This is a genomic window from Rhizobium sp. YS-1r, assembly GCF_000757525.1.
Classification (GTDB): Bacteria; Pseudomonadota; Alphaproteobacteria; order Rhizobiales; family Rhizobiaceae; genus Neorhizobium; species Neorhizobium petrolearium.
This window is the reverse complement of record NZ_JPYQ01000024.1, coordinates 15,028-26,161: the sequence shown is the minus strand read 5'-3', so window position 1 is coordinate 26,161 and position 11,134 is coordinate 15,028. Positions and strand designations below refer to the sequence as shown.

Here is an 11,134-nt window from a genome sequence, read left to right as displayed (position 1 = left end):
AGCCGGGAACCTGTTGAGATATCGCATTCTTCTGCCGCTCGCCATACTTGCAGCGATTGGTCTGGTGCTGGTCTTGAAGGGCAGCGAGATTGCCGCGCGCAGCTATATGAACGAGGCCGAGGCGCAGGCCGGCACGACGCTGCGCCTGGCGGTGTCGGCATTGGACGGGCATCTGAAGCGCTACGAGGCGCTGCCGGCGCTGATCGCCGACCAGAACAATATCGAGGCACTCATTTTTGATCCGAAGAACGAGGGCCTGCGGGCGCGCACGAATGCCTATCTCAAGGAGATCAACGCGCTTCTGACATCCTCGGACATCTATGTGATGACCTTGGACGGCGAGACGATCGCTGCCAGCAACTACGATTCCCCCGTCAGCTTCGTTGGTGAGAATTTCATCTATCGTCCCTATTTCCAGGATGCCGTCGGGGGCCGGCAGTCGCGGTTCTATGCGCTCGGCACCACGTCGCTCAAGCGCGGCTATTACTTCGGCTCGCCGATCGAGATCGACGGCGTCATCCGCGGTGTGATCGTCTTCAAGGTGGATATCGATTCCATCGAGGCTTCCTGGGGCGGTGGCGACGACCGTATTTTCGTTTCCGATCCGGAAGGCATCATCTTCATGACCGGCAGCCCGGAATGGCTCTATGCGAGCATCCTGCCGCTGACGCCGGACCGGATCGCCCGCACCGAAGCGTCGCGCCGGTATGCGGATGCGAAATTGCGCGAACTGCCGGTAAAACGGGGAAGCTTTGCCGGCCGCGATGTGATGATGATTGCCGACGGCAGGGCCGAGAAGGAATATCTCGTCGTGTCGCAGTTGATGCCGGAGGCTGGCTGGACCGTGAATGTCCTGATGGATACCGGTTCCGTTCGTGTCCAGGCGCAGACCGTAACCGTTGCCGCCTTCCTGACGCTTTGTCTTGCCGGACTGGCGCTTGCCATCATCGTGCAGCGCCGCGCCCGGTTGAACGAGCGCATGCAGTTGCAGGCGGAAGCGCGCAACGAGCTCGAGCGGCGGGTGGCCGAGCGCACCGCCGATCTTGCCCGCGTCAACAGCCGCATCGAGGAGGAGATCGCCGAGCGGCGGCTCACCGAGCAGCGGCTGCGTCAGACCCAGGCGGATCTCATCCAGGCCGGCAAGCTCGCCGGTCTCGGGCAAATGTCGGCGGCGCTCTCCCACGAACTCAATCAGCCGCTTGCGGCCGCCAAGACCTATACGGAGACAACCGGTGTATTGATCGACCTCGGGCGCATCGAAGAGGCAAGAGACAATGTCAGCCGCATTTCGGCGCTGATCGACCGCATGGCGTCGATCAGCAAGCACCTGCGCAACTTCGCCCGCAAGCCGAACGAAAAGCTCGGGGCAGTCACGCTGGACGAGGCGATGCGAGACACGCTCGAAATCGTCGCAGCGCGGCTCAAGGCTGCGGATGCAACACTCGAAATCAAGATCGATCCCGCGCTGCCGGCGGTGAAGGCGGGCGCCGTCAGGCTCCAGCAGGTTCTGGTCAATATCATCACCAATGCCGCCGATGCGGTCGAAGGGCTCGATGACCGGCGCATCACCGTTTCCGCCGGACGTGAGGGGGACAAGGTGACGATATCGGTACGCGACCGCGGGCCGGGCGTCGCGGCGGCAATCCGCGAGCGCATCTTCGATCCCTTCTTCACCACCAAGGGCGTCGGCAAGGGATTGGGCCTCGGTCTTTCGATCTCCTACAATATCGTCAAGGATTTCGGCGGCAGTCTGAGCGTCGCCGATCACCCCGAAGGCGGCGCGGTCTTTCTCATCGAGCTGCAAGTCGCCGACGGCAACTTTCTGGAGGCGGCTGAGTGAACGGGCAAAGGGTCTTGCTGGTCGACGACGAGGAGGAACTGCGCCGCTCGACCGCACAGGCGTTGGAACTTTTCGGCCTCGACGTCCAGACTTTTTCCAATGCCGATCATGTGCTGGAACTCACCGGTTTCGGTTTCGACGGCGTGGTCGTCAGCGATATCCGCATGCCAGGGATCGACGGCATGACGCTGCTTCACCGTATCCGCGAGCTCGATGCTGAAATCCCGGTCATCCTGGTGACGGGCCATGGCGATGTGCAACTCGCAGTCAAGGCGATGCGGGAAGGGGCCTACGACTTTCTGGAAAAGCCGTTCACGCCGCAGCATCTGGCCGGCATCATCCGCCGCGGTCTTGATCGCCGCGGCCTCGTGCTGGAAAACCGGCGGCTGAAGGCGGTCGCCGGCAAGCGCGACGATCTCGAAACGCGGCTGCCGGGCCGCACCCAGGTGATGGTCGACCTGCGCTACAGCATCCGCGCGATCGGCGCCGCCGATGCCGACACGCTGATCATCGGCGAGACGGGAGTGGGCAAGGAAGTGGTGGCCAGGGCGCTGCACGACGTCAGCCCGCGCACCAACAGGCCCTTCATTGCCATCAATTGCGCGGCGTTGCCGGAGAACCTGATCGAGAGCGAGCTTTTCGGCCACGAGGCCGGCGCTTTTCCGGGCGCACTCAGGCCCCGCTACGGCAAGTTCGAGCATGGGCGCGGCGGCACGATATTGCTCGACGAGATCGGCTCGATGCCCGTCGACCTGCAGGCGAAGTTCCTTCGCGTGCTGCAGGAGCGCGTGATCACCCGTCTCGGCTCCAACGAAATGGTGCCGCTCGACGTGCGCTTCATCGCCACCAGCAAAGTTGATCTTGAAGCGGAAGTCGCAGCGGGGCGTTTTCGCGCCGATCTCTTCTATCGGCTCAACGTCGCGACGATCCATGTGCCGTCACTGGCGCAGCGCCGGGCGGACATTCCGTTGCTTTTCCTGCAGCTTGTGCGTGAGGCGGCGGCCCGTTACGGCCGTGAGGATATGGATGTGCCCGCCGACATGATCTCGGCAGTTGCCCAGCGCGACTGGCCCGGCAATGTGCGTGAGCTGCGCAATGCCGCCGACCGGCTGGTGCTCGGCCTCGACGTAAAGCCAGGCGAAACTGCCGGATCGGTGCGGGACGGGGGCAAGGAAGGGATGGGCCGGCTTGCCGACAAGGTCGCGGCGTTCGAGCGGAACCTGATTGCGGGCGAGATCGCCGCCCATGGCGGGGCGCTGAGACCGGTCTACGAGTCCCTCGGTATTTCGCGCAAGACGCTCTATGAAAAGATGCAGAAATACGGGCTCGACAAGAAACTGCTCGGCCCGGAACACTTGCTTCAAGACGAAAGAGACGGCTGACTGCTCCCGGATGGGTGGAAATCCACCCATGCTTTTTGCGCGTTGTTTCCGAATCCACCCATGTTGCGGCGCGATATCGGCAGAAATGCGGTTTTAATACTTTCGCACCGGTTGAACGCCTTTCGCGGCTTGCAGCAAATGGCTGCCAGGTTGGCGCCGGAGGAGACTTGAGCGCCGGCTTTGCCATATATTTCATCTTGGAGGACCCCGATGAAAATCCTGAACGCCGTCTTAGGCGCAACCGCTCTTGCGGCACTTTCGCTTTTTTCCGCTTCCGCCAATGCGCAAGGCTATCCGGAACGCCAGATCACCATGATCGTGCCCTTCGCCGCGGGCGGCCCGACCGACACCGTCACCCGGCTCGTCGCGGAATCCATGTCGAAGGATCTCGGCCAGCAGATCATCGTCGAAAACGTCGGCGGCGCCGGCGGCACGCTTGGGGCAGCCCGCGTGGCCAATGCCGAGGCGGACGGCTATACCCTGTTGCTTCATCATATCGGCATGGCGACCAGCGCGACGCTCTACCGCAAGCTTCCCTATGACACGCTGAACGCATTCGAATATGTCGGCCTCGTCACCGACGTTCCGATGACGCTTCTCGCCCGCAAGGACATGGAGGCGACCGACCTCAAGGGCCTGATCGAATATGCCAAGGCCAACCAGGACAAGGTGACGGTCGCCAATGCCGGCATCGGCGCCGCCTCGCATCTGTGCGGCATGCTGTTCATGAGCGCGATCGAGACCTCGCTCGTCACCGTTCCCTACAAGGGAACCGGTCCGGCGATGACCGATCTTCTGGGCGGCCAGGTCGATATCATGTGCGACCAGACGACCAACACGACCAAGCAGATCCAGGCCGGCACCGTGAAGGCCTATGCAGTCACCTCGCCGGAACGGCTTGACGTGCTCAAGGACCTGCCGACCGTCAGGGAAGCCGGGCTGCCGCAGATGGAAGTCGGCATCTGGCATGGCATCTATGCTCCGAAGGGCACGCCCAAGGAGGCGGTCGACAAGCTCTCCAAGGCGTTGCAGGTGGCGTTGAAGGACCCGAATGTCGCAGCCCGCTTCGCCGAGCTCGGCACCAAGCCTTCGCCGGAAGCCGATGCGACGCCGGAAGCGCTCAAGGCCAAGCTGGAAGGCGAGATCGCCCGCTGGAAGCCGGTCATCGAAGCTGCCGGCCAGTACGCGGACTGAGACTTTTACCGGCGATTGGATAGTTCGCCCCTCACCCTAACCCTCTCCCCGCGAGCGGGGAGAGGGGACGTGCCATACCTCCACCGTTTACGTTTCGGGAAGCCGGTGCGGCACAGGTCCTTCTCCCCGCAAGCGGGGAGAAGGTGCCGACAGGCGGATGAGGGGCAGCGCGGCCAAGCATCTCCACCCTTACGGAGACACCATGAATTCTCTGAAATTCGACACGACCAATCTGATCTGCGGACTGCTGTTCATCGCGATCGGCATCTTCTTCGCCTATCAGTCCTTTGAACTCGATCTCGGCACGGCGTTGCGCATGGGGCCGGGTTATTTCCCGTTCATCCTCGCCTGCGCGCTCATGCTGTTCGGACTGGTCATCCTCGTCCAGTCGGCACGGGTCCAGGGGGAGCCGATCGGCCATATCGCCTGGCGCGGCATGCTGTTCATCCTGCCGGCGCCGATCCTCTTCGGGCTGACGGTGAGGGGGCTCGGCTTCGTGCCGGCGCTGTTCATCACCGCGCTCTTCGCCTGCTTCGCGTCCGGCCGCATGAAGCCGCTTACGGCAATCGTCCTGTCCGTGGCGCTGACAATCTTCTGCGTCCTGGTCTTCAGCTACGGTCTTGGCCTGCCATTCCGCCGCTTCGGGCCCTGGCTCGGTCTTTGAGGTTTGAGCATGGATCTTCTCGACAATCTCGCGCTCGGCTTTTCGACCGCTTCTTCACTCGCCAACCTGTTCTTCTGCCTGATCGGCGTGCTGCTCGGGACGCTCATCGGCGTCCTACCGGGCATCGGGCCGACCGCGACGATCGCCATGCTGCTGCCGATCACGTTCCAGCTCGAACCGGTCTCGTCGCTGATCATGCTCGCCGGCATCTATTACGGTGCGCAATACGGCGGCTCGACCACGGCGATCCTGATCAATCTCCCGGGCGAATCCTCGTCTGCCGTCACCGCCATTGACGGCTATCAGATGGCACGCAAGGGCAAGGCGGGTGCGGCGCTCGCGATCGCAGCGCTCGGTTCCTTCTTCGCCGGCACGGTCTCGACTTTCCTGGTTGCCATCTTTGCTCCGCCCCTGACTGAAATCGCCCTCCAGTTCGGCGCTGCCGAGTATTTCTCGCTGATGGTGGTCGGCCTCGTCTCCTCGATCGCGCTGGCGCATGGCTCGATGGTCAAGGCGCTGGCAATGGTTGTGCTGGGCCTGCTTCTCGGCCTGGTCGGCACGGACATCTATACCGGCACGCCGCGGTTCACACTCGGCATCCGCGAGTATTCGGACGGGTTGAATTTCGTCGCGGTCGCGGTCGGCGTCTTCGGCATTGCCGAAATCCTGCGCAATCTCGAAAATGAAAAGAGCCGCACGGTGCTGATGGCCAAGGTCAGCGGCCTGATGCCCACAAAGGAGGATTTCAAGGCGATGATCGCGCCGGTGCTGCGCGGCACTGTCATCGGGTCGGTTCTCGGCATCCTGCCGGGCGGTGGGGCGATCCTTGCGGCCTTTGCGTCCTACACCGTCGAAAAGAAGGTCTCGAAGAACCCGCAGGAATTCGGCCATGGAGCGGTGGCGGGCGTCGCAGGCCCTGAGTCGGCCAACAATGCCGGCGCGCAGACCTCGTTCATCCCGCTGCTCACCCTCGGCATTCCGGCAAACCCCGTCATGGCGCTGATGATCGGCGCGATGATCATCCAGGGTATCGTCCCCGGCCCGAATGTCGCGGTCGAGCAGCCGGCGCTTTTCTGGGGCATCATCGCCTCCATGTGGATCGGCAACCTGATGCTCGTCGTCCTGAACCTGCCGCTGATCGGGCTGTGGGTGAAGCTGCTCACCATCCCGTATTACGTGCTGTTCCCCATCATCATGGCCTTCTGCTCGATCGGGGTCTACAGCGTCAATTCGAACGTCTACGATCTCTATTCCGTCGCCTTTTTCGGCTTCATCGGTTACGTGTTGTCGAAACTGCGCTGCGAGCCCGCGCCGCTCCTGCTCGGCTTCGTGCTCGGTCCGCTTCTCGAAGAAAACCTGAGACGGGCGATGATCCTTTCGCGCGGCGATCCGAGCACGTTCGTCACGCGTCCAATCAGCGCAGCCCTGCTTTTTATAGCGGTTGTCGTCCTCGTGATTGTCTTCCTGCCGAGCGTCAAGGCAAAGCGCGAGGCGGTGTTCCAGGAAGAGGATTGAGACGCTGGAAGCCTTCCCTTCGCATGATCATCCTGACGGGATCATGCGGGCAGCGCTCCGGGCGGTCAGACCGTCTGGAGCGCCTGTAGTTCGTGGACGGGTACCGGCCCGGCGATGCGCTTGAGGAGCAGCCGCCCCATCAAGAGGCCCGCTTCGGAAAGGTCCTCGTAGATCGTCTCGACTCGTGGACGAACCTGATCGAAAAGGCCCGAGGTCTGCTTGGCGACCAGCCGTACATCCTTTCCGAGTGCGAGGCCGTGGTCGTAAGCGGCGGCCATGACCGCGAGTGCCGACACCTCGCCGCCGCAGATGAACCCGTCGGGACGTTCCGGCTCGCCCATCCGGCGATAGAAATAGTCGCGGATGTCATTCGAGTTGCTGTCGAGCGTCACGCCCCTGGCAATCTCGAAGCCGATACCCTCCTCGCGTACCGCCGTCATGAAGCCGTGGCGCATGTGGTGGGCAAACGTGAACCGCTCCGGCGGCAGGATGATCGAGAGCTTCTTCGCACCGGCGTCAATCAGCTTGCGCGCGGCCTGATAGGCGAACCCGTAATTGTCGTAATCGACATAGGGGTGGGCGGTCGCAAGTTCGGTCCGGCCGTGACAGATGAAGGGAAAGCCGTTCTCCATCAACAGCTTCACCCGCGGGTCCGAGGGCTCGGTGCGTGTGAAGATGATGCCGTCGGCCATGCGGTTGCGCACGATGTGGCGCACCGGGTCGATTTGCGGCGTGTCGGAGAAATGGGGTGTGACGACGAGATGATACGGCGTGCGCCGCAGCGCCTCGGTCAGTCCCCGGATCATCGACGTCGCATAGCCTAGAATTTCCTCGTGCGGGTCGAGGACGAGGCTGATGACATTGGTGCGGCCGGTACGCAGGCGCTGCGCCGCCCGGTCCGGCAGATAGCCGATCTCTTCTGCGACCTGCCGTACGCGCATCCGTGTTTCAAGCGCGATCTGCGGCGCGTCGGCGAGCGCCCGCGACACGGTGGTGACGGCGAGGCCCGTCATTTCGGCGATTGTTTTCAGCGTGGGCTTCGTATCCGCGCCGGCTCTCTCCGTTGCAGGCTCCGGCTTCGCCCGCCGACCCTCGTCCTCCAGGTCTTCCAGCGACATGTCTTCTTTCCTCCGCTCCTGCTCCGAGATCGGAACAGGCCTCATCTACATCGTTGCAAATTTTTCAAATGCCGTCAGGAAATTTTCTCGATTCCTGAGGAAAAATTTGTCGATTTCAAAATTTGCAAGTTTTTTCATCATGTTAGGCGTCATCTGAAACCCTGCAAAAAATCCTCCGGCTGGGTTGACACCGACCGCGTTTATATCGTTATAAATCGCCATATCCGGAGAGGAGCCCGGATGCAAAGGGAGATTTCTCAATGAATATTCGAATGATCAGCAAATTCGCCGCCGGTGCGGCGATCATCGCCCTGACGGCCGGTGCCGCCAAGGCACAGGAGAGTGTCGAAGTCCTTCACTGGTGGACGTCCGGCGGTGAGGCTGCGGCTCTCAACGTGCTGAAGGAAAACCTCCAGAAGGAAGGCGTCGCCTGGAAGGACATGCCGGTTGCCGGCGGTGCCGGCTCCGCTGCCATGACCGCGCTTCGCGCCCGCGTCACGGCCGGCGATCCGCCGACAGCCGTCCAGCTTCTCGGCTTCGACCTCCGCGACTGGGCGGAAATGGGCGTTGCCGCAAACCTCGACGACCTTGCAGCCAAGGAAGGCTGGGACAAGGTCATCCCGGCTGCTCTCCAGGATTTCTCCAAGTATGATGGCCACTGGATCGCTGCTCCGGTGAATATCCACTCGACCAACTGGCTGTGGATCAACAAGGCTGCCCTCGACAAGGCCGGCCTTCAGCCGCCGACGAATATCGACGAATTCATCGCCATGCTCGACAAGTTCAAGGAGCAGGGCATCACGCCGATCGCGCATGGCGGCGTTCCGTGGCAGGACGGCACGATGTGGGAAGCCGTCGTTCTTTCCATCGGCGGCCCGGAGTTTTACAAAAAAGCCGTCCTCGACCTCGATCCAGAAGCGCTTTCCGGTGACACGATGAAGAAGGTTTTCGACACCATGTCGAAGATCCGCACCTATTTCGACCCGAACTTCTCGGGCCGCGAATGGAACCTGTCGACCGCCATGGTCATCGAAGGCAAGGCCGGCGCGCAGGAGATGGGCGACTGGTCGAAGGGCGAATGGCTGCGCGCCAACAAGAAGCCGGGCACCGACTTCGTCTGCATCCGCTTCCCCGGCACTCAGGGCTCCGTGCTTTTCAATGCCGACCAGTTCATGATGTTCGACGTCGGCGACGACCAGCGCGACGCCCAGCTCAAGATGGCGTCCGCCGTCGAGGATCCGGGCTTCCAGATCGCTTTCAACACGGTCAAGGGTTCGGTTCCGGCCCGTACCGACGTCTCGGACGAAAAGTTCGATGATTGCGGCAAGAAGGGCATGAAGGATCTCGCCGAGGCTGCTTCGAAGGGCACGATGATGGGCTCGCTCGCCCATGGCTACGCCCAGCCGGCTGCCATCAAGGAAGCCATGCTGGACGTCATCACCCAGCACCTCAACGGTCAGCTCACTACCGATGCAGCGCTGAAGCGCCTGCCGGAAGCGGTCGCTGCCGCCAAGTGATCGGTTGATCGCAAATTACTGAAGCTTGAGTGGCCGGGAGGCGATCCCGGCCACTTTTCAAATTTCCTTCTTTCTGGTGTTTGCCGGAGGTCATGATGACGACAATCGAACCGGTTCCGGTTGTGGAGCCGCAGAGACAAGGGCGCTCGATTGCAGATGGACTGCGCAATGCGCTGCCGAAGATCGTGTTGGCGCCCTCTTTCGCGGTGATCCTTATCTTCGTCTACGGCTTCATCCTCTGGACCGTCTATCTGTCCTTCACCACCTCCCGTATCCTGCCGGTCTACAAGTGGGGCGGGTTCGATGCCTATTACCGTCTCTGGTCGCAGCCGAACTGGTATGTGGCCATGCAGAATCTGGCGATCTTCGGCGTTCTCTACATTGGCATCTGCATTGCGCTCGGCCTGTTCATCGCCATCCTGATGGACCAGCGTATCCGCGCCGAAGGGGTGCTCAGGCCGATTTTCCTCTATCCGATGGCGCTCTCCTTCGTGGTCACCGGTACGGCGTGGAAGTGGTTCCTGAATCCCGGCCTCGGGCTTGAGAACACCATGCACAATCTCGGCTGGGAAAGCTTCAGGTTCGACTGGCTGGTCAACCCGAAGATGGCGATCTACACCGTCGTCATCGCCGGCGTCTGGCAGGCATCCGGCTTCGTGATGGCGATGTTCCTCGCCGGTCTTCGCGGCATCGACGGCGAGATCGTCAAGGCCGCGCAGATCGACGGCGCGTCGAACGTCGCCATCTACCGCCGCATCATCATACCGCTGCTTCGCCCCGTCTTCCTCTCCGCCTTCATCGTGCTGGCGCATATGGCGATCAAGTCCTACGACCTGGTCATCGCGCTCACCGGCGGCGGACCGGGCAATGCGACCGAACTGCCGTCGACCTTCATGTATTCCTACACGTTCACGCGCAACCAGATGAATGTCGGTTCGGCCAGCGCGGTCATGATGCTGATGGGCATCACCGCGATCATCGTGCCGTATCTTTATTCGGAACTGCGGGAGAAGAAGCAATGAGCGCTGCGAACGAAACCATCAGCGCCGGTTCGGCCCGCACCGCCCGCTATTTCATCTACGCGGCCCTGATCATCCTGGCGGTCGTCTACCTGCTGCCGCTCTATGTGATGCTCACGACATCGCTGAAACCGCTCGACGAAATCCGCGGCGGTGACATGCTGGCCCTGCCGCGCGAGCCTTCGATCGCCGCCTGGGTGAGGGCCTGGGGCGAGGCCTGCATCGGTGTCTCCTGCGTCGGCATCAAGGGCTATTTCTGGAATTCGATCAAGATGGTCGTTCCGGCGGTGATCATTTCGACCCTGCTCGGCGCGCTGAACGGCTACGTGCTGACCAAGTGGCGCTTCCCGGGTCACAAGATCATCTTCGGCATGATGCTGTTTGCCTGCTTCATTCCGTTCCAGGCCGTTCTCATTCCGATGGCGCGGCTGCTCGGCCTGATGGGGCTGTCGAACTCAACGACCGGCCTCGTGATGGTGCACGTGATCTACGGTCTCGGCTTCACGACGCTGTTCTTCCGCAACTATTACGAGGCCTTCCCGGACGAACTCGTGAAGGCCGCGATGATCGACGGCGCCGGCTTCTTCCGCATCTTCTGGCGCATTCTGCTGCCGAGTTCGGGGCCGATCATCGTCGTCACCATCATCTACCAGTTCACCAATATCTGGAACGACTTCCTGTTCGGCGTATCGTTTGCGGGGGGCGAAGCCTCGCCGATGACGGTTGCGCTCAACAACCTCGTTTCCTCCTCCACCGGCGTCAAGGAATACAATGTCGACATGGCCGCAGCCGTGTTCGCCGCCTTGCCGACCCTGTTCGTCTATATCGTCGCCGGACGCTATTTCGTGCGTGGCCTGATGGCCGGCGCAGTCAAGGGATGACCGC

General features: G+C 62.0%; 9 protein-coding genes. 8 read left to right on the top strand and 1 reads right to left on the bottom strand.

What is annotated here, in order from left to right; genetic code table 11:
- Positions 1–13: 13 nt before the first annotated feature.
- The 5 genes from JL39_RS16210 to JL39_RS16190 all read left to right on the top strand — a co-directional run bounded on the left by JL39_RS16210 (position 14) and on the right by JL39_RS16190 (position 6,595).
- A complete protein-coding gene (locus JL39_RS16210; RefSeq protein ID WP_280114089.1) occupies positions 14–1,840 on the top strand; it encodes a sensor histidine kinase in 1,827 nt (608 codons plus the stop codon).
- Positions 1,837–3,222 (top strand): sigma-54 dependent transcriptional regulator, encoded by a 1,386-nt coding sequence (locus JL39_RS16205; protein WP_037152628.1) that lies wholly within the window; start codon positions 1,837–1,839, stop codon positions 3,220–3,222. The genes JL39_RS16210 and JL39_RS16205 overlap by 4 nt, the downstream gene beginning before the upstream one ends.
- Before the next feature lie 210 nt (positions 3,223–3,432).
- A complete protein-coding gene (locus tag JL39_RS16200; RefSeq protein ID WP_037152626.1) occupies positions 3,433–4,416 on the top strand; it encodes a tripartite tricarboxylate transporter substrate-binding protein in 984 nt (327 codons plus the stop codon).
- 202 nt (positions 4,417–4,618) lie between these two features.
- The gene (locus JL39_RS16195; RefSeq protein ID WP_037152624.1) at positions 4,619–5,080 is read left to right on the top strand and encodes a tripartite tricarboxylate transporter TctB family protein; all 462 of its coding nucleotides are present in this window, start codon (positions 4,619–4,621) and stop codon (positions 5,078–5,080) included.
- 9 nt (positions 5,081–5,089) lie between these two features.
- The gene (locus JL39_RS16190) at positions 5,090–6,595 is read left to right on the top strand and encodes a tripartite tricarboxylate transporter permease (RefSeq protein WP_037152622.1); all 1,506 of its coding nucleotides are present in this window, start codon (positions 5,090–5,092) and stop codon (positions 6,593–6,595) included.
- 65 nt (positions 6,596–6,660) lie between these two features.
- On the opposite strand, the gene JL39_RS16185 is transcribed toward JL39_RS16190, so the two are convergent.
- Entirely contained in the window at positions 6,661–7,713 is a 1,053-nt protein-coding gene (locus tag JL39_RS16185) for a LacI family transcriptional regulator (protein ID WP_052182914.1), read from the bottom strand.
- Positions 7,714–7,979: 266 nt separating this feature from the next.
- Between JL39_RS16185 and JL39_RS16180 the strand changes: the two genes are divergently transcribed.
- From JL39_RS16180 to JL39_RS16170, 3 genes are all read left to right on the top strand, one after another.
- The gene (locus JL39_RS16180; protein ID WP_200883974.1) at positions 7,980–9,230 is read left to right on the top strand and encodes an ABC transporter substrate-binding protein; all 1,251 of its coding nucleotides are present in this window, start codon (positions 7,980–7,982) and stop codon (positions 9,228–9,230) included.
- 95 nt (positions 9,231–9,325) lie between these two features.
- Positions 9,326–10,252, top strand: coding sequence for a sugar ABC transporter permease (locus JL39_RS16175; protein WP_037152616.1), 927 nt, complete (start codon positions 9,326–9,328; stop codon positions 10,250–10,252).
- Complete coding sequence (locus JL39_RS16170) at positions 10,249–11,130, top strand: carbohydrate ABC transporter permease (protein WP_052182913.1); 882 nt, start codon at positions 10,249–10,251, stop codon at positions 11,128–11,130. The genes JL39_RS16175 and JL39_RS16170 overlap by 4 nt, the downstream gene beginning before the upstream one ends.
- Positions 11,131–11,134 lie beyond the last annotated feature (4 nt).

Bases quoted from the DNA above. Each gene is read 5' to 3' on its own strand.
- JL39_RS16200 (WP_037152626.1), top strand. From the start codon at position 3,433: ATGAAAATCCTGAACGCCGTCTTAGGCGCAACCGCTCTTGCGGCACTT.
- JL39_RS16195 (WP_037152624.1), top strand. From the start codon at position 4,619: ATGAATTCTCTGAAATTCGACACGACCAATCTGATCTGCGGACTGCTG.
- JL39_RS16190 (WP_037152622.1), top strand. From the start codon at position 5,090: ATGGATCTTCTCGACAATCTCGCGCTCGGCTTTTCGACCGCTTCTTCA.
- JL39_RS16185 (WP_052182914.1), bottom strand. From the start codon at position 7,713: ATGTCGCTGGAAGACCTGGAGGACGAGGGTCGGCGGGCGAAGCCGGAG.
- JL39_RS16175 (WP_037152616.1), top strand. From the start codon at position 9,326: ATGACGACAATCGAACCGGTTCCGGTTGTGGAGCCGCAGAGACAAGGG.
- JL39_RS16170 (WP_052182913.1), top strand. From the start codon at position 10,249: ATGAGCGCTGCGAACGAAACCATCAGCGCCGGTTCGGCCCGCACCGCC.